Raw genomic sequence first — 17,796 nt, 5'->3', positions numbered from 1 at the left:
GATTTCGTACAGTTCTATGAGGCTTTTAGACCTCGATTTTAAGTCGTTGAAACTCGCGTAGATCGTCCTTTCAAAAAAACATTTTCTTATGAATAAAGATATTAAATATTTTGGAATAGACATTAGTCATTTGGTGTTCGATGTCACGGACTCTGATGGTAATTACTATCAGTTTAAAAACAATGAACTTGGCTTTAAAAAGTTCACGAAACTTTTAAATAATAAGAGTCATTGCGTTATGGAAGCCACAGGCTATTATCATTATCAGTTAGCGTATCATTTGCTAGAATCTGGTATCAAAGTATCGGTTGAAAATCCATTGTCAGTAAAACGCTTTATACAGATGGGACTATCAAAAGTTAAGACAGATAAGAGCGATTCAAAACTTATTTGTGCTTACTCAGAGCAAGTAGAATTAAAGCTATGGAAAGGAAATTCTAAGGAAGAAATAGAATGTCTTCAAATCGTTAGAACCCTTTCTGTATATACAAAACAAAGCACTATGCTAAAAAACAAACTACATGGAGAAGCGGTTTTGGGAAATCCAAGTAAGCTTGTTGTAACGTCTTTAAAACGTAGTTTAAGACAACTAACAAAAGAGATGAAAACTTTGGAGGATAAGCTGTTAATATTAGTAAAACAATCACATCAAGATTTATTTACCCGTTTAAAAACCATTCCAGGTATAGGACCAAAAACAGCCATTATGTTAGTGGTATTAACAGGTGGATTTGATCGTTTTACGAGCGCAAGTGAACTTTGTAGTTACGCTGGCCTTACACCTATGATCCGGCAAAGTGGAAGTAGTGTAAAAGGGAGGCCACGAATAAGTAAAATGGGGAATCAAAAGCTTCGGAATTTATTATTTATGTGCAGTTTTAATGCGTGTAAATACAACAAAGCTTGCCGCGATCTTTATGAGCGAATCGTAGCGAAAGGAAAGAGCAAAAAATTAGCATTAATTGCCGTGTGTAATAAGCTACTAAAACAGGCTTTTGCACTAGCTAAATCAGGATTAATATATGATGGAAACTATAAAAGTACTTTAGTGAAAAATTAATACATTTTTACTTGTTTTTTACCACAGTACTTTGTTGTAATGCGTTTTTTTATTCCTTATTTTTCTTCAATTCAAGTTTTTCAATTGGCGTTTCTTTTTTCCAAGTAATATTGTAATTCCTGTCCGTTTCATAATTCGCCCAGTTTTTAATTCCGTCTTTCTCAAAATATAGACGAGTGTGTAATTCATAACTTTTAGCACTTAAAAAAGTCAAACCTTTTTCTTCGCAATACTTTTTTCCAGCTTGTCTATTCTTATGTTTAATTAAATAGTCCCAAGAACGAAAGAAAATAAATCCGCCAACAAGTATGGTCAGAATGATTATTGATAAAATTTTCATTCCGCTAATCTTATTTGAAATTCAGAGATTTTTCCGCTATTAATTTCTTCTATTTCTTTTAACGATTTTTGAAACCAATATTGCGCTTTATTTATGTCATAAAAACTAAAACAAAATTCATCTTCTGTTGCATCAAATCCGCCACAATAATTTGCGGTTTGAAACTCATCATCGCTTTCAATTTCTCTCCATTCAGTTAGTGTCAAATTTCGTTTTGAAATACTTTTAAAAATCGCTAATAATTCTTCGCTAACTACTAATTTCATTTCAAATTTCGGTTTTTCTCAAATGCATTACAACGTTGATGTGTATGGTTAGTTGCGTGGTTAAGCAACTAATTTAGCAAATAAGTCACAGATAGAATATTCCGAAGGAATGTTCGTAAGTCGGCAGTGACCTAGCAATTAATTATACACGGTGTTAGCAGTTCGGTTTTTTTATCCGATTTCAAATATGTCATTTATTATTCGATTGACTACATTTTTGGTTCTCGGTACGCCGTCTTTTTTTAAATAGTCTTTTAGTCCGTTTGCTATTTTGTCCAGTTTAGGATTGTCAGTCAATTTTGGATTCAATTCTCTCATCCAAAGCGATTGATTTAGTCTTTCTCCTCTTGTAGTACAAAACATTGTTGCATCAAGTGCTATTAAGCTTAAAGGTCGTCCCATTTCAAGCCATTTCTCTGCTCTTTGCCAAGTGAAATTCGAACTTGCAGATAAATGTCCCCAATCCTGCGTTATATTTTTTGTCCTATTTGCATTTTGTTCGACCCAGTCTAATACAGGCTCATATTCCAGAAAATTCAGAGGTGCCATAAATTCAGTCAGATATTTGTCCTCACACTCATTAAGTTCAGAAGTGATTAATTCAAAAGCCTCTTTTTTGTCGAGTTTTTCAATTATTTCCTCCATTCGAATTTGAAAGTTTTCTATTTTCTCTCTGTCGTACATTTAGAGTGGGTTTAACTGACTGCTAACGTTGTTGTATAAGCTTTGTTGCGTTGTTTAAGCAATGAATTTACTAAATAAATCACGAACGGCGAAATTCCGAAGGAATTTCCCAAGTGAGCTAAAACCAGCAATAAAGTTTATACGGTGTTATATGTAGTTTTATTTAAATGTATTTGTTAATTCAGAATCAATTATATTGAACTTTATATTGAATTGTTGGATTATTTTTTCAATATTTTTTTTATGCCATTTTTGACATTCAGGATGAAAAATAATTTCAAAAGGTAATTCTTTAAAGTTATTTAATTTTAAGTATTTTACTTTTATTTCATTAGAATTATTTAATTCAAGTACATCTTCGTCCAATAATATGCCTCGGCTTTCTAAATGTTTTTTTTCAGAATCTTTATTTTCAACCATTATTCGAAACTCTCGTTCATGGTCAAAACTTGAATCTTTAATAAATCCTTGAGTATCAGTTTTAATTTTTGTTTGCTCAACGTTTTCAATATTTTTAAATCTATGATAAGAAATTGCTCCAAATTTTAATTTATCATATTTACTATTGATTTCAAAGTTTCCATTCAATAATTCTTTATTTAGAACTTCATAAGGGATTTTTATAGCAACACTATCAGATTTTGAATATAATTGCCACATTGCAACTGATTCATAATTATTAATATACCAACAACTTGCATAGTTTGTGTCTTGAAAAATTTCTCTTTCACGACTTTGTTTATTCCTTTCTGTTGGGTTAACTGTTAGAGAAACAATTCCAAAAGTTCCTCCTTGACTTTGCATATCTTTTTTAGCGAGTTCACTAAAATGATTTAAAAATAAATGCTTTAATGAACTACCTTCTAGTTTATCATTAAATAAATTAAGTCTAACAAGTGAAATCCTTTCACTTAATAGTAAGTCTAATAGTTTGTCAATTGTTAAATATCTGTATAAAAAGGAATTCTCATTAGGTTGATTGTAATATGGTTCAATTTTCAATTCGTTCATTTTATGAGATTTGCAGAAATTACATATAACGTTAATGTATAAGAATAGTTGCGGTTTTGTGTGCGAGGATTTTCCGAAGGAAAATCAGACGTAACAAACATGCAACGACCTTTGATTAAGCACTAAACCGCAATTATTTTTATACGGTGTTGTGCATAGTCTTTTATCTCTCTCTAAACATATCTTCATCTGGAAAATCAATGTGATTATCCCAAAAGATACTTGCAAAATCAAGACTTTTTATAATTTTTGCATTTTCAATATTTATCTCTTCGTGATTTAATGTGTACTGTGGATATTCCCATATTTCAAATGTAAGATTAGTTGAAGTACGGCAATTAATACATTTTAAATCCTCTTCCATTCTGTAATGATTTTCAGTTCCCATTTGTCTTTCAGAACTTTCTACACACTCAAATTCATAGTTTAGGTTTTCTTCAGGAATTATTGTCCTACTACCACAAAGATTGCATTCATAAATAAGTTCGTCTCTATTTCTATTGCTTATAACATTTGAGATTTCTTTAATTTTCTCATCTGCAAAATCAATTTTCAAAATCTTTTTTGCAGTATAAATAAATTGTGATTGACTGTACATCCAAAACTCTTTTTTATTATTGTCTCGAAATTCCTTTATTAATTCCATTCTTGGACTTTGAATTCTGTTTCTGGTTTTTTTATCTTTAAAACACCAATCAATCTTTAAATCGTTACAAATGAAAATAACACTTTTATTTTGTTGTTTTGAGTATTCTAATATCTGTTTCCACACTATTAAATCTCCGAATATTTGAGTTCCAATTTTCTCTTTTTTATCTTCATAACCAGGTGGAATTTCAAATTCATACCTTAACTTTCCTTCTTTTACGATTTCCATAATTTCAGAATGAGTAGTTTCATTTCCGACTTTGAGATTGTTTTCAAACGCTTTTAGAATAGTATCATTTTTATTTAGAGACTTAATTTCAGTTTCTTGTTTTGTTATTTCGACTTTAATATCTTTCTCAAATTTTGTAATTTTTTCGTCTATTTTTTTTGTAAAAAGGATAAATTCATCAATACTTTCTTGGGGTAGAAATGGGTGTTTTTCTGGTTTTAAAGTTTCTTCTTTAATTCCTTTAGAAATCTTTAGAATTTGAGTTTTAGCTAAATTCAAATCCCTTAATTTTTCTTCCTTGATTGGATTGTAATTCTCCGTTATTGGTTTTTCAATTATTCCTTTTCTGTTTTTAAGATATTCAAATTCAACGTGTGATGGTATCCATAATCTATCTTTAAGCTTTGGAAAAATTTCATCAAATATATCTTGTCTTGTTTCTTTCGGATATGAATAGAAATCAATAAGCGCTGAAGTATCAAAAACGATTAATGAATCTTTCCAAAGTTCTTTTTCTTTTTCAGGACTCAATTCAAATTTTTCGAAACTTTTTCTATTCATAGGATTGTTTTTTAGATTATGCACAACGGTCTTGTATATGGCTCGTAGCGTGCAAATTAGCTGTTTCCTTCCGGTTGAGCACAAGCCAGATTTTTAAATTTTACTATTTATCTTTTTTTATTGGAAATCGTCAAATTTAAAAATTTGGCGACTTTCCAAATATACCTTAACTTCGTTTAAGCAACTAATTAGCTATGAGCTATATACGTTGTTGCCAGTAGTGTTTACCTCACAGTTTGTCCGTTAGAAATTCCGTTATTTTGTCATTTCGTTTTTGGATTAATTCTCTTGTCCAAATTAGATTTTCCTTTGTCATTTCAGCGATTTCTCTTTGCTGATTAGACTTTGTGTAACTATCTCTTTTGTCCGAAAAAGGTTTGTTACCAACTGAACAATTATGTGATTTCGATAGCAAAAGGTAATTTCCTAAACAATCGATAAATTGTGTTCTAAATTCTTCATCGTAAACGTCATATCCATTTTTAGGATTTTCAGTTTGCGGTGCAATGTGTTCCAATTCAGGACTTTCAACTGCATCAAATCTTGTTTGAGCATATCCATTTTTTCCATCTGATTCAAGATGGTTTTCGTATTTCCACAATAGAAATTTAGCTGTTGAATGATTTACAGCACCTTGTATTGATTTTTCAAAAGCATTATCATTCCAATAAGACCACCACCAATTTTCGGAAGGAACTGTCTTTATAAAATCAACCCTTTCAATAATCGGTTCTATGCTTTTAGTTTCTTTGGTAAATGTTTTATAAACTCCGTCAAGTCTTGATGTAATATCTGCTCTTGTACCAATCAATCTTTGTCTTATAACTAAAGACTCCAAACTTGCACATAATTTCTCAATATTTTCTTTACCAACATTGAATGAATAGGCTTTAATTATAAACGGAATTGCAATTCCAAAACCTCCAAGCGTAATTAAAGAATGTATATGTAAACTTTCTTTTTCGTCTTTGCCAAAGAAGTTAGTTAAGTGTTCAAAACTGTTTGAAAGTGAATATGAAAATTGTTTAATAAAAGAGATTGAGCCTTTTTCGTCAAGTAGTTTATTAATTTTCTCAAGAGCGTTATTTTCCCAAAGTGAATTGAAATAAACACGCATTGTGTAAACTAAAACATCATCTTCGTTGATATTATATTCAATCGATGAAATTGATTTATATATTTTCTCAAATCTATTTTTTATTTCTTCAATCAGTTCTTCCTTTTCTTCATCTCCGTAAAGATGAATGTAAAACATAAATTGAGCTTTAATAATTTCCAAATTTGAAGGCTTTTTACCTCTATTATTTTGGAAGATAAACATTTGGATTGCTTCGGATTCATCTTTTACAGGATGAGTTGTACAAGATGAAGATTGCAATGTTTCCAACATTTTCGTTAAATAACTTTCGTCTTTTTCAGAAAGTGCTTTTTGGAAAAAATCAAAAGCGTTTACAATTCTTTTTGCAGAAGTAGTTTCAAGTCCGTTTTTATCGGTCTTTGTTTGGTCAATAACATAATCTCTAAAAAGTTGGTTGTCATATCCAACTGTAGAAAATCTATAAGTTAAATTACGTTTTAAAATATCTTCCTTTGTTTCTTTCTCTGAAATACTTAAAGGTCTAATTTCTTCAAGTCTTGAAAATAAAGCAGACAGAAAAATTGTTATAGTTGTCAGTCTTTGTTGTCCATCTATTACTCCAAATTTACTATCACTTTTTTGCTCAAAAAGAAAGTGACCAAAGTAGTATTTTGAATTTGTTTGACTTTTATTATAATCTTCTAAATCTGATAAAAAAACATTGACTTGTTTTGGCGGTTTTGATTTATCAAATTCAGTTTCCCAAGAATAGGCTCTTTGATAAGTTGGAACGAAAATTTTATTTCCTGCTAATACTTTTTTGATTGTTGATGATGCTTCCATTAATTTATCTTGCTGAACGAGTGTTTATTTTTTTTCCTGATTTGTCGTAAGTGTCTAACCAACTACTTCTTTTAACTACAAAAGTGTTTCCAGAAATTGAAACAAAATCTCCAATGTTGCTTGATAGTGTTTTATATTTTTTTCCATTTTCATCGTAAAGGTCAAACCAAGAACCTCGATTTGCTACAAAAAAATCTGAACTAAAACCTTCGATAGTTCCTATGTTTGAAGATAGTGTTTTCCCTTTTTTTCCACGCTCGTCATAAATGTCGTACCACGAACCTCTGTTGTCAATATTTGAAATTGCCATATTTTTTATTTTTTACCTACTCTAAATCGGTTTTCGGTTTTTCCCGCTGTTTGTAAAATTACTGTACTTGTTCGCCAAAATATGTCGTTCAATTCGAAGACGGATGTTTTTTCAACATTACTGGCAACGTGATTGTGTATGGTTAGTTGCGTGGTTAAGCAACTAAGTTAGTAAACTTTTACGAACCCGTGAATATTCCGCAGGAATATTCGCAAGTAGGGAATAACCTAGCAATTAATTATACACGGTGTTAGCGGTTCGTGTTTTTCATTTCCAATGTTTTTCTTATTTCACTTGTTAAAAAATATTGTTCCGGTGAATTGTCTTGAGAAGGCAAACAAATTATCTCCTTTTTTAATAATCCCTTAAAATCCTTTTCAAGATTATTTTTGTCTAAATACTTGTTATATTTTTTCGGTTGTCCTTGAGCAAATCCATGTAACCTCCATAAATCAAATCCATCGTGTCTTTGTTCAGGAACATAAGCAAAATCGAAATCAACTTTTTTATTTCTGAAATGTAGAGCAAGTCCGCAACCATGAAATGCATAAAATTCAATTCCTAAATCTTTTAATTTTCCAGTTTGTTCATATAAACCACTATGCCAACCTTTCAACAAATCTGAAACACCATATTTGGTTTTTATAATTTGAACTCCTTTATTAACTGTGCTTGTAAAATCTTTTATTAATTCTAAAATATTCCCACTCTCAAATTCATTAATCAATTCTGTGGTTAAAGAGAAAATGTTATTTCCAATTTCTTCTCCTGCTATTTTTGTCAAATCGTACCATTCGGAATCTTTTTGAAATGAGTTATAAATGTCATTCAATTCTTCAAAGTCATTGTTTTTTAGATTTGTTATGGATAATCTTATTTCATCTTTAAACTCTTTAGGTGAATGATAATGATGCAAATATTCTCCAGAAAAATTTCCCGCAATTATTTCCGCTTTTTCCAGCAGATAAATCAAACGTTCTATTTTTAAGTTTTTATTCATTTTCCTGTTTAATTTCGAGTCAGTTTTTGCATGACCGCTAACGTTTATGTATAAGAATAGTTGCGGGTTTGTATGCGAGGATTTTCCGAAGGAAAATCAGACGTTACAAACACGCAACGATCTTTGATTAAGCACTAAACCGCAATTATTTTTATACGGTGTTGTAAAACGTTTTTTTATTTAGTTGTATAATTTCTATAAATTCGTCTGGTGTAACATTTAATTCCGAAATATCAATTTTTTGTATTCCAGATGAGATTGTTCCGATAATTATTTTTTTCTCCATTGAATTGTCTCCTTTTCCTCTTATTATTCCATAATCCAATATATTATTCCAAAACACGGTTTTTTCTTTTTGATGAATGCCGTTTTCATCAATAGTTATTACTGTTTTATATTTATGATAATATGCTTTGTAGAAGAAGTAAATCGATAAAACAAGCATTATTAAAACTCCAATTATATTGGCTGAATTTAAATCCCAACTAAAGTTGTTTTTATAATTTCCATAAATCAATATCAAAATGATAATTCCTAACATAATTAGAATCTGTTTATCATAATTTTTGTCTTTTTTAAACTCTAAACCGTGCGTTTTTTCTTTTGACAAAAACTTTCTATTTTGGCTCTTTTCTGGCTTTTCAAATTCTCTTTCACTAAAAAAACTTTCAAATTTTGTTGTAGCATAATTGTCCTTTATTTCTGCTTCAAAATGCTTTTTTAGTTTTTTTAGCTCAAGTCTATCAGCTTGAAAATTAGTACAGTCTTTTTCAAAATCCGCAATTTTTTCAGTCAGATTACAAATCAAACCTTCTTTTAATGAGGACTTTCTGTTTTTACAGATTTTACAAAAAGACAAATGATATTCTCTATTCACGAGGTTTTTTTAAATGTTTTACAACGTTTACGTATAAGAATAGTGCGTAGTTTGTGTGCGAGGATTTTCCGAAGGAAAATCAGATGCATGCAAACACGCATTTAGTCTTGATTAGGTACTAAATTACGCATTATTTTTATACAATGTTAGCGCACGTTGTTATGTTTTTCTCACAAGAGTATTTAAATATGATTTTTAAGGAACAAAGAAAAGTCCGAAGCAACAGTTGCGTATTGTTTCGCAAGAGTCAGAATTTTTTAAACACAAGAGTTAAGTCAGTTGCGCGTAAACTTTACGTATTGCTTTGTCAGAAGTCGGTTTAATTTTTTATTTAATTTTAGTTTGCGAGAGTAAAATCAGGCTTAGGTAACAGTTGCGTTTTGATTTGTCAAAAATCAATTGAGTAAGTTTTAGGAATTGTTTTTAAAATACGTTGAGAAGGTTTATTATTTTTTTTGAGCTGAGTGAGCAATGTGCGCTAACGTATATGTATAAGAATAGTTGCGGGTTTGTATGCGAGGAATTTCCGAAGGAAAATCAGATGCAGGCAAACACGCAACGACCTTTGATTAAGCACTAAACCGCAATTATTTTTATACGGTGTTGGCACCAGTTATTTATTCCAATTAGCATTTAAATTTGGATTCATTTCTTTTAATCTGTTTACCAAATCATTTGCGTTTTCAAATTTCGTTTTCCAATTTTCATTCAGTTTACTTTTCGGATATCCTTTTCCAGATTTCAGGTCATATATTGCATAAATTTCGCTTTCTTTTCCCCAAGTCAGATACAGAATACTGTCATAAGATTTAGCTTTAAAATCATTCAAATCCGTAATGTGGTCTTCAGTTCCAATTAAATGATGTTTTTCTAAAATCAGATTTTCATCAGAGTCCAATATTTCATAATATAATGGTGTCACAAAGTCAAATTCGTCTTTTTGATAGATATTCATAAAAGTGTCTTCTATTCCGCTTACTTTTATCTGTCCGATTTTGCGTTCTTGAAAACAGGACGTAAACAGAATTAAAGTCAGAAGTAGGAATAATTTCGATTTCATTTTTCTAATTGGTGCCAACGTTTATGTATATGGAAAGTTGCGTGTTTGTGTGCGAGGATTTTCCGAAGGAAAATCAGAAGCTAGCAAGCAAAGCAACTCACATTGGTTAAGCTAAAAGTAGCAATTTTTTATATACTGTGTTGTACATTGGGCTTTTTCCTAACAAATATTAAAATCAGTCCAACGATGATAAAAGGAATACTTAAAATTTGTCCCATATTGATTATCATTCCGTTTTCAAAACCGACTTGATTTTCTTTAAAAAATTCAATTATAAATCTAGCTAAAAATACCAAAACTAAAAGCAAGCCGAAAATCAGTCCGTTAGATTTTTCTTTTGCCATTTTCTTATAAGTAAACATTAAAATCGCGAATATTAAAAGATATGCAAATGCTTCATATAGTTGAGTAGGATGTCTTGGTATTAAATCATCTCTTTGAAAAATAACTCCCCAATTTCCATTTGTTGGTTTTCCGTAAATTTCAGAGTTCATAAAATTCCCTAATCTAATGAAAACTGCTACTATTGGTGTAGCAATTGCAATTTTGTCTAAAACCCATAAATAGTTTGTTTTATACTTTTTGCAGTAAATTCCGATTGCGATTAAAGTTCCAATTCCTCCTCCGTGACTAGCTAATCCTTGAAATCCGATAAATTGATAAGAATCTCCAATTTTTTTAATTGGTAATAAAATTTCGAGAGGATTTTGAAAGTAATAAGAAGGCTCATAAAATAAACAATGTCCGAGTCTAGCACCTAAAACTATTCCAACAACAACGTAAATAAATAACTTTTCTAAATTTTCAATTGGAATATTTTCTTTAGCGTAAATACGTTTTTCAACATAATGTGCTAAAAGAATTCCTGTTACAAAAAACAAACCATAATATTTTAAAGGAAAAGTTTCGGTTATCCAATAAATTGTAGGGTCAAGATTCCAGTTTATAATTCTATCGTTCATTATTTATCGTGAGTTTTTTTAGCCTTGTGTACAACGTTTATGTATAAGAATAGTTGCGGGTTTGTATGCGAGGATTTTCCGAAGGAAAATCAGACGTTACAAACACGCAACGACCTTTGGTTAAGCACTAAACCGCAATTATTTTTATACGGTGTTGCCAGTAGTTTTTATACATTCAGGCTTTTATTCCGTTATTTTTATTTCAGAGTTTAATTTTATTAAGTCCGAAATCAGTTCGTCATTATTTTCAGGCGCAATATAAATTTCATCATACTTATTGAACTTTATAATAAGTCCATTTCTCGCCAATGCTGGTTTAATTCCGCTCCACATTGTTTTTCCTTTCAGAATTTCTTTTATGTTCGGAATTTCAATTTTCCCTCTTAAAAATCCAGAACGATAAATCAGTTCGTTCTTTTCAATTTTGTAAAAAGTGTCAAAATAAATCCAAAATAGTAATATCAATGGACTCAATAATGGTAATAAAATAAAAGGTTTTTCCGTAAAAGTATTTTTGTCAAGAAAGAAAACAACTATCGGTAAAATCATAGAACCAATTAATAAATAATTGATAAGTCCTTTTCTATTTGCTTTATAAATTTTCATTCTATTCTGTTTTTCTCAAATTACTGGCAACGTGTTTGTATATGATTTGTTGCGTGGTTTAAGCACCTAATTTAGTAAATAATTACCAACCAAGAAAGTGAACTGCCCCCAAAAAGTTAGACACTATTTGAGGGTATTATTATGGGAAGAAAAGTCAAGTATGATTACGCATTTAAACTTCGATGTGTAAAGCAAGTTTTAAAAAATCACCAAATAGTTGAAGATGTGTCTAAGTTATATGGTTGTCATCATACAACCCTTCATGATTGGATTCGATTTTATGAAAAATATGGTAAAAAAGCACTATTACCAAGAAAAACCAAAGTGTATAGCATTCCTTTTAAACTTAAAGTTTTAAAAGCTATTGACAAAGATTCATTATCTTTCAGTCAAGCTTGTTTAGAATTTAATATTCCTACTAAATCTGTAATTATGAAGTGGCAACGTAATTATAAAAAAGAGGGTATTGTAGGCTTAAACATTAAACCTAGAGGTAAACCAAAATCTATGCAATTTAAGAGAGCTAAAAAAAAGTCTAATAAACCTTTAACAAGAGAAGAGGAACTTTTATTAGAAAATGAATCATTACGTGCAGAACTGGACTTGCTAAAAAAGTTACAGGCCTTAATTCAACAAGAGCAAAACAAAAAGCAAAAGCCATAACAGAATTAAGGCATAAGTATGATTTAGATATTTTATTATATCATACGAACATGGCAAGAAGTAGTTATTATTATCATCATAAAAGAAGTCTTTTAGTTGATAAATATAAAGAGATAAAACTATTGATTCATCAAATATATCATCGTCACAAAGGAAGATATGGCTATAGAAGAATCTCTTTAGAAATCAACAAAATAGGCACTCTAATAAATCATAAAACAGTACTCAAGTTAATGCGTGAATTAGGTTTAAAAAGTTTAGTCAGAGCTAAAAGATACAAGTCTTATAAAGGGCGAATAGGAGAAACAGCTCCTAATATATTACAACGAAATTTTAAAGCTATTAGGCCAAATAAAAAATGGGCTACCGATATTACAGAATTTAAAGTTTTAGGAAAAAAACTATATCTATCTCCAATAATTGATCTCTTTAATAGAGAAATAATAAGTTATCAATTATCTGAAAAACCTGATTTTAAACAAGTAGCTATTATGCTGAAAAAGTCTTTTAAGAAAATACCAGATCAAACAAATTTAATATTACATTCAGATCAAGGATGGCAGTATCAAATGAAACAGTATCGAAGATTATTAACAGAAAAAGGAATTACTCAGAGTATGTCTCGTAAAGGAAATTGTTTAGATAACGCTGTGATAGAAAATTTCTTCGGTATTCTAAAATCTGAATTGTTTTATATAAATAAATATAAGTCGATATCTCAGTTAAAAAAAGAGATTAAAGTCTATATAAAATATTATAATAATGAGAGAATTAAACAAAATTTAAATGGTATGAGCCCGATTGAATATCGAGCTAATTATTATCAAAATTAATTATAAATTTGTCTAAACATTTGGGTGCACTTCAAAGTCCGCGAGGACTTTCGTAAATAGGCGAGAAGCCAGCAATAAATTATATACGGTGTTGGCAGCTGGTATTACCTATAATGTCTAATTTCAGATAATTTAACTTTTAAGGTGTTTAGATTTGAATCATATTTTTTATCGCTTATTTCTCTCTTTTTCCTGCGAATCATTTCTTGCAACTGGACATAATTTGTTTCTTGTTCTGGACATTTTGGACCAAGTGTAATTTCTCTTAATTGAATAGGGAATAATTTACTATTTAATCTAAAATCCATAATTGGATTAATGATTGAATGAGTATAAGTCATAACCCAATCAGATTTTATTTTAGGTAAAGAATCATTGTCAATTATCAGCAATCTCACTTCTTCCTCAATTGAATAATCATATGGTTTGAAAAAGTGTTTCCAATAGCCGAGTTTACGAAAATCAAAAGGGAATCCAGTTTTATTTTCAACATCTAACTTTATTTGTTTTAGGAAATTTAATTCTTTGTGTTGTCCATTTTTATTGGCGTATTTTACTTTTTGAAGTAACACGTGATTGTTTAGGTTCTCATATTTAATATCAAATGTTAAGCAAACTCCTTTCGCGTCATCTGAGTATAGTCTCCAAAGAGTTAAATCATCTTTTCTTGCAATTTTGGAACAGGAAGTAATATATCTATTATTCAAAGCAATAATTGTATTGTAATGTTCTTTAATTAAAGGTTTTTCAATACCATTTAGGTATGTTTCAACATAATTTACTTCTGTTTTATCATTCATACCAACAATACCACTCATTCTAAATGAGATATAATTTAGCATATCATAAATTGTATTTAATGAAGTATATCTGCATATCTTTTTGTCTTTAAATTCTCCCAACATTTTTATGAAAAACTTATTTTCAAATGATGAAATACCTCCTTCGTCCTCAATAAAGAAAAAGGAATTAGAATTATTGTCAAACTTTACTTTGCTTAAAAAGGATTTTTCATTAATAAATTTTAAAAACTCTTTATTGTCGGGTAAATGTTTTTCTGCTGCTTCCAAAATTAAGGATAGAACTAATTCTCTATCTTTCGTTTCTATTTTAATATCTGATGGCGATATTAAAATATCTATTATATGATTAAATGAAGTTTCAATAAAAACTTGATTTTTATTATTTCTATCATATAAATAGAAAACATTATTATCAGTAACAACTCCAAATCTAGAATTAGATATTGAAATTGTTGAGCGAACAATATCTTTAGCTCTAGCTAATGTGTTTTTGTTTTCTAAATTACCTTTTACTTCAATTACAGCTAGAGGATGCTTTCCTCTATAGATGACTATATCTATTTCCCTTTTTGTTCTGCCAATACTCCAAATATCATTTGAATGAATAATTAGTTTTGAATTTTTTAGGGCAAATTCAAACCTATTAAAAATTTCTTTTTCTAATTCTGAATAAAAATTGTTCATTTCTGTTGATATTGTTGATTACTTGCTGCCAACGTTTATGTATATGGTTTGTTGCGTGGTTTAAACAACTAATTTACTAAATAAATCACGAACGAGAATATTCCGAAGGAATATTCCAAGTGAGCTAAAAGAAGCAATAAATTATATACTGTGTTGGCAGTAGTATTTTATTCATTCCATATAAATTCAATGATTTCATCTACTGAATATTCAAAATAATTTCCATTTTTATCTTTATGACTATGGAAATGTTTGTGGTCATAATTCTTAAAGTTTATTTTCAATAAATTTTTATAATAAGAACCTTCATTAGCCCAATTCAGCATTAAAATTTCATCATTTTCATATTTTTCAGGGTTTTCAAAAGTCTTTATTTTTGTTAGTATTTCTTTTAATTCACTTTTTTTAAAGTCTATAATTTTAATTGGGTCAGGAAGAGATATTCTAAAAGATAAATTTTCAACACCATCAGCTTCCCAATATTCCCATAAATCAAATTCAGATATGTTTTTCCCTGTTAATCTTTCTAAACCAACCTCTAATTTTTTATGTTCTGAGGTAGCTTCGTCAGGATTATTGTCCCAAAAAGCAGTACAGTCAAGAATTCTTTTTTTAACTATAGGATACAATTCACGAACAATATCTAAATTTGGTTTTAGTTCAGTTCTCATTTTTTTTATATTCTGACTAACGTTTTTGTAATGTCTTGAAAATCAATTGTTAGTTTTTTTATTTTTAGTTTATTTTTTGCTCTTTTCTTCATGATTTTTAAACGTTAGCTTAAAGTAATTATTTGTTTTTTCCACAAAGGGAGGTATTACTGCCAACGTTTTTGTATATGGTTTGTTGCGTGTTTCAAGCAACTAATTTAGTAAATATTTACCGACCAAGAAAGTCCGCGAGGACTTTCGCAAGTAGGCTAGAACTAGCAATAAATTATATACGGTGTTGGCAGTAGTTTTTTAATATGTTCTTATTATTTCATCTATTCCTTTACACCAATTAATAATTTGTCCTTTGTCATTAAATTCAAAATAATAAGTTACATAAATATCTTTATGAGTTTCGTGAATGTTCACAAAAATTCGGTCAGTTCCGTTTTTCTCTTTATGTGGTGCTGTAATATGTAATCTTGGGTAATTTCCTATCCCTCTTTTTTTAATTTTAAATTTCTTTTTATTTAATTTTGTAAAGTTAAGTTCAAACCTTTCAGAGTCTATATTGTTTTGAGTTTCCACATAAGATTCTAATTTTTTAAATTGTCCGCTACCTTTCCAAGTTACTCCTAAACAATTCGGATATGAGAATGCGTTTCCAGAAGGATGGAAATCCATAACATAAGGATAAACTTTTACTTTCTTTTTGGTCGGAAAAGAGTCGATTATTTTTGAATGATAAAAGTCAAACGCAATTTGTTCGTAAAATGGAAATTCAGTTTGAGCGATTCCAATTCCAAAGTTGAGTAATAAAATCAGAAGTATATATTTTTTCAAATTCGGTTTTTTATAATTTAGTCCAATTTAATTCAATTCGCTTTTATAGAAAATATGTAATGAGTAAAGTCTTAATTTCAATTAGTTAACAGATTTTTTTTAAATTACTGCCAACGTTTACGTATAAGAATAGTGCGTAGTTTGTGTGCGAGGATTTTCCGAAGGAAAATCAGATGCATGCAAACACGCATTTAGTCTTGATTAGGCACTAAATTACGCATTATTTTTATACAATGTTAGCGCACGTTGTTATGTTTTTCTCACAAGAGTATTTAAATATGATTTTTTCACGCAACAAAGAAAAGTCCGAAGCAACAGTTTCGTATTGTTTGGCAAGAGTCAGAATTTTTTAAACACAAGAGTTAAGTCAGTTGCGCGTAAACTTTACGTATTGCTTTGTCAGAAGTCGGTTTAATTTTTTATTTAATTTTAGTTTGCGAGAGTAAAATCAGACTTAGGTAACAGTTGCGTTTTGATTTGACAAAAATCAATTGAGTAAGTTTTAGTAATTGTTTTTAAAATACTTTGAGAAGGTTTATTGTTTTTTTTGAGCTGAGTGAGCAATGTGCGCTAACGTTTATGTATAAGAATAGTTGCGGGTTTGTATGCGAGGATTTTCCGAAGGAAAATCAGACGTTACAAACACGCAACGACCTTTGATTAAGCACTAAACCGCAATTATTTTTATACGGTGTTGCCAACTGGCTTTTATTTCATATTATCATTATTCGAAGCAAATAAATCAAATTGTCTTTCATCTGCTTCTTTCTTTTGTCTGTATTTTTTTCCTTCTTTTGTTTCTATTGGTTTGTCATTTTCAAAATAATGGTTAATTCTCACAACGTCATAACCAGCAATTGTTTCAATTCCCTCATTATTTACTTTTTTCCTTATTATTAAAAAACAGTTTATAGAAGAACCATTTTTAAATTCAATTTCTCCGTTTTGAACTAGAGTTTTAAATTCATTTGATTGCATATTGAAAGAGATTGATTCTCCATTGTAATATCCTGTCCATTTAAATTTTCCCTTTTTTAAAACAGGTGATATTATTTCAATAATTGCATTTTCGTTTTTTATAGGTTCTAAATCATTTGATGTTAAAATGAATTTCTTAAAATCGGTTTTCTCAATTATTTTGTCTTTTGTTTTTATTGTTTTTTCCTCATTAGAAATTTGGTAAGAAACTTTTTTGACTTTTGGATATTTCTCTAAAGTTTCATAAAAATTTGATTTCTTTTTTTTGATAAGAGAGTTATTAATTAATTTATTTGAAGTCTCTTGTTTTAATTTTAGAATTTCTAGTTTTATTTTCTCCTTTTCTAAATCCTTAAGTTCGGTATCTTCAAATATTTTATCAATTATATTTTCAGAAATTTTGGCAAGTGGTGTTGTCAATAGAGTAGTAACTAAAGCAACAACAACCGCAGTTGTAATTGTCGCATTTTTGTTCTCTCCTTTTGTGATTACTTTAAGCCATTTCCTTAAACCACCTTCTCCTAAAGGTTCAGTTTCAATTTCTATGTTTACTAATAATAAAGTTGAAATTTCCTTTATTATTCCTAAAATTTCGTAATCGCAACGATTAGCTACAGAAGCATCCATTGAATGAGAATTGTCTCCAAACCAATAATGAATTTCTAAAGTATTTCCAAAAATGTCCTCTTTCGGTTTATATAGTAGCATTTGTTTTTCTTTAGCGTTCTGTTTTTAGCTTGTTGGCAACGTGTTTGTATATGGTTTGTTGCGTGTTTCAAGCAACTAATTTAGTAAATAATTACCGAC

Annotated in this window: 19 protein-coding genes; 3 read left to right on the top strand and 16 right to left on the bottom strand. The window is 29.4% G+C overall.

All coding sequences use genetic code 11. From position 1 onward, the window contains the following. Window positions 1-88 precede the first annotated feature (88 nt). The gene (locus tag GQR97_RS18165; protein ID WP_158848152.1) at window positions 89-1,060 is read left to right on the top strand and encodes an IS110 family transposase; all 972 of its coding nucleotides are present in this window, start codon (window positions 89-91) and stop codon (window positions 1,058-1,060) included. A 49-nt stretch (window positions 1,061-1,109) separates the two neighbouring features. Here the strand turns inward: GQR97_RS18165 and GQR97_RS18160 are convergent, their stop codons facing one another. The 12 genes from GQR97_RS18160 to GQR97_RS18105 form a co-directional block, all read right to left on the bottom strand. Next, window positions 1,110-1,400, bottom strand: a complete 291-nt coding sequence (locus GQR97_RS18160; protein ID WP_158850995.1) for a hypothetical protein — start codon at window positions 1,398-1,400, stop codon at window positions 1,110-1,112. Continuing rightward, window positions 1,397-1,666, bottom strand: a complete 270-nt coding sequence (locus GQR97_RS18155; protein ID WP_158850993.1) for a hypothetical protein — start codon at window positions 1,664-1,666, stop codon at window positions 1,397-1,399. The genes GQR97_RS18160 and GQR97_RS18155 overlap by 4 nt, the downstream gene beginning before the upstream one ends. 171 nt (window positions 1,667-1,837) lie before the next feature. Next, window positions 1,838-2,350: a hypothetical protein gene (locus tag GQR97_RS18150; protein WP_158850991.1), complete on the bottom strand. Its 513-nt coding sequence runs from the start codon at window positions 2,348-2,350 to the stop codon at window positions 1,838-1,840. 159 nt (window positions 2,351-2,509) lie between these two features. After that, the gene (locus GQR97_RS18145; RefSeq protein ID WP_158850989.1) at window positions 2,510-3,361 is read right to left on the bottom strand and encodes a DUF2971 domain-containing protein; all 852 of its coding nucleotides are present in this window, start codon (window positions 3,359-3,361) and stop codon (window positions 2,510-2,512) included. A 163-nt stretch (window positions 3,362-3,524) separates the two neighbouring features. Next, entirely contained in the window at window positions 3,525-4,799 is a 1,275-nt protein-coding gene (locus GQR97_RS18140; RefSeq protein WP_158850987.1) for a PIN-like domain-containing protein, read from the bottom strand. Window positions 4,800-5,028: 229 nt separating this feature from the next. After that, window positions 5,029-6,720: a DUF262 domain-containing protein gene (locus GQR97_RS18135; protein ID WP_158850985.1), complete on the bottom strand. Its 1,692-nt coding sequence runs from the start codon at window positions 6,718-6,720 to the stop codon at window positions 5,029-5,031. A gap of 4 nt (window positions 6,721-6,724) precedes the next feature. Beyond that, on the bottom strand, window positions 6,725-7,030 hold the full coding sequence (locus tag GQR97_RS18130; protein WP_158850983.1) for a hypothetical protein: 306 nt from the start codon (window positions 7,028-7,030) through the stop codon (window positions 6,725-6,727). 250 nt (window positions 7,031-7,280) lie between these two features. Continuing rightward, the gene (locus GQR97_RS18125; protein ID WP_158850981.1) at window positions 7,281-8,030 is read right to left on the bottom strand and encodes a DUF6896 domain-containing protein; all 750 of its coding nucleotides are present in this window, start codon (window positions 8,028-8,030) and stop codon (window positions 7,281-7,283) included. Between the two features lie 151 nt (window positions 8,031-8,181). Further along, window positions 8,182-8,907 carry a hypothetical protein gene (locus GQR97_RS18120; protein ID WP_158850979.1) on the bottom strand — a complete coding sequence of 242 codons (726 nt, stop codon included), beginning with the start codon at window positions 8,905-8,907 and terminating at the stop codon, window positions 8,182-8,184. A 613-nt stretch (window positions 8,908-9,520) separates the two neighbouring features. After that, window positions 9,521-9,985, bottom strand: a complete 465-nt coding sequence (locus GQR97_RS18115) for a hypothetical protein (protein ID WP_158850977.1) — start codon at window positions 9,983-9,985, stop codon at window positions 9,521-9,523. A 110-nt stretch (window positions 9,986-10,095) separates the two neighbouring features. After that, complete coding sequence (lgt, locus tag GQR97_RS18110; protein WP_158850975.1) at window positions 10,096-10,929, bottom strand: prolipoprotein diacylglyceryl transferase; 834 nt, start codon at window positions 10,927-10,929, stop codon at window positions 10,096-10,098. A 183-nt stretch (window positions 10,930-11,112) separates the two neighbouring features. Continuing rightward, on the bottom strand, window positions 11,113-11,535 hold the full coding sequence (locus tag GQR97_RS18105; protein WP_158850973.1) for a PH domain-containing protein: 423 nt from the start codon (window positions 11,533-11,535) through the stop codon (window positions 11,113-11,115). 141 nt (window positions 11,536-11,676) lie between these two features. Here GQR97_RS18105 and GQR97_RS18100 point away from each other — a divergent pair, with 141 nt between their 5' ends. Together GQR97_RS18100 and GQR97_RS18095 are read left to right on the top strand one after the other, a co-directional pair. Next, a complete protein-coding gene (locus GQR97_RS18100) occupies window positions 11,677-12,198 on the top strand; it encodes a helix-turn-helix domain-containing protein (protein ID WP_158850464.1) in 522 nt (173 codons plus the stop codon). Then, a complete protein-coding gene (locus tag GQR97_RS18095) occupies window positions 12,117-13,031 on the top strand; it encodes an IS3 family transposase (protein ID WP_158851747.1) in 915 nt (304 codons plus the stop codon). Before GQR97_RS18100 ends, GQR97_RS18095 begins: the two co-directional genes overlap by 82 nt. A 104-nt stretch (window positions 13,032-13,135) precedes the next feature. On the opposite strand, the gene GQR97_RS18090 is transcribed toward GQR97_RS18095, so the two are convergent. The 4 genes from GQR97_RS18090 to GQR97_RS18075 form a co-directional block, all read right to left on the bottom strand. Further along, a complete protein-coding gene (locus GQR97_RS18090) occupies window positions 13,136-14,518 on the bottom strand; it encodes a DUF2971 domain-containing protein (protein WP_158850971.1) in 1,383 nt (460 codons plus the stop codon). A 167-nt stretch (window positions 14,519-14,685) separates the two neighbouring features. Continuing rightward, the gene (locus GQR97_RS18085) at window positions 14,686-15,189 is read right to left on the bottom strand and encodes a hypothetical protein (RefSeq protein WP_158850969.1); all 504 of its coding nucleotides are present in this window, start codon (window positions 15,187-15,189) and stop codon (window positions 14,686-14,688) included. Between the two features lie 291 nt (window positions 15,190-15,480). After that, window positions 15,481-16,011, bottom strand: coding sequence for a hypothetical protein (locus GQR97_RS18080; RefSeq protein WP_158850967.1), 531 nt, complete (start codon window positions 16,009-16,011; stop codon window positions 15,481-15,483). A 708-nt stretch (window positions 16,012-16,719) separates the two neighbouring features. Continuing rightward, window positions 16,720-17,697 carry a hypothetical protein gene (locus GQR97_RS18075; RefSeq protein ID WP_158850965.1) on the bottom strand — a complete coding sequence of 326 codons (978 nt, stop codon included), beginning with the start codon at window positions 17,695-17,697 and terminating at the stop codon, window positions 16,720-16,722. Between the last annotated feature and the right edge of the window lie 99 nt (window positions 17,698-17,796).

The organism is Algibacter sp. L1A34 (assembly GCF_009796805.1).
GTDB lineage: Bacteria > Bacteroidota > Bacteroidia > Flavobacteriales > Flavobacteriaceae > Algibacter.
Note: the sequence above shows the minus strand (reverse complement) of the source record. Positions and strands in the feature narration are given on the sequence as shown.

Bases quoted from the DNA above. Each gene is read 5' to 3' on its own strand.
- GQR97_RS18100 (WP_158850464.1), top strand. From the start codon at position 11,677: ATGGGAAGAAAAGTCAAGTATGATTACGCATTTAAACTTCGATGTGTA.
- GQR97_RS18125 (WP_158850981.1), bottom strand. From the start codon at position 8,030: ATGAATAAAAACTTAAAAATAGAACGTTTGATTTATCTGCTGGAAAAA.
- GQR97_RS18135 (WP_158850985.1), bottom strand. From the start codon at position 6,720: ATGGAAGCATCATCAACAATCAAAAAAGTATTAGCAGGAAATAAAATT.
- GQR97_RS18090 (WP_158850971.1), bottom strand. From the start codon at position 14,518: ATGAACAATTTTTATTCAGAATTAGAAAAAGAAATTTTTAATAGGTTT.
- GQR97_RS18140 (WP_158850987.1), bottom strand. From the start codon at position 4,799: ATGAATAGAAAAAGTTTCGAAAAATTTGAATTGAGTCCTGAAAAAGAA.
- GQR97_RS18145 (WP_158850989.1), bottom strand. From the start codon at position 3,361: ATGAACGAATTGAAAATTGAACCATATTACAATCAACCTAATGAGAAT.
- GQR97_RS18160 (WP_158850995.1), bottom strand. From the start codon at position 1,400: ATGAAAATTTTATCAATAATCATTCTGACCATACTTGTTGGCGGATTT.
- GQR97_RS18085 (WP_158850969.1), bottom strand. From the start codon at position 15,189: ATGAGAACTGAACTAAAACCAAATTTAGATATTGTTCGTGAATTGTAT.
- GQR97_RS18075 (WP_158850965.1), bottom strand. From the start codon at position 17,697: ATGCTACTATATAAACCGAAAGAGGACATTTTTGGAAATACTTTAGAA.
- GQR97_RS18155 (WP_158850993.1), bottom strand. From the start codon at position 1,666: ATGAAATTAGTAGTTAGCGAAGAATTATTAGCGATTTTTAAAAGTATT.
- lgt (WP_158850975.1), bottom strand. From the start codon at position 10,929: ATGAACGATAGAATTATAAACTGGAATCTTGACCCTACAATTTATTGG.
- GQR97_RS18130 (WP_158850983.1), bottom strand. From the start codon at position 7,030: ATGGCAATTTCAAATATTGACAACAGAGGTTCGTGGTACGACATTTAT.
- GQR97_RS18165 (WP_158848152.1), top strand. From the start codon at position 89: ATGAATAAAGATATTAAATATTTTGGAATAGACATTAGTCATTTGGTG.
- GQR97_RS18105 (WP_158850973.1), bottom strand. From the start codon at position 11,535: ATGAAAATTTATAAAGCAAATAGAAAAGGACTTATCAATTATTTATTA.
- GQR97_RS18150 (WP_158850991.1), bottom strand. From the start codon at position 2,350: ATGTACGACAGAGAGAAAATAGAAAACTTTCAAATTCGAATGGAGGAA.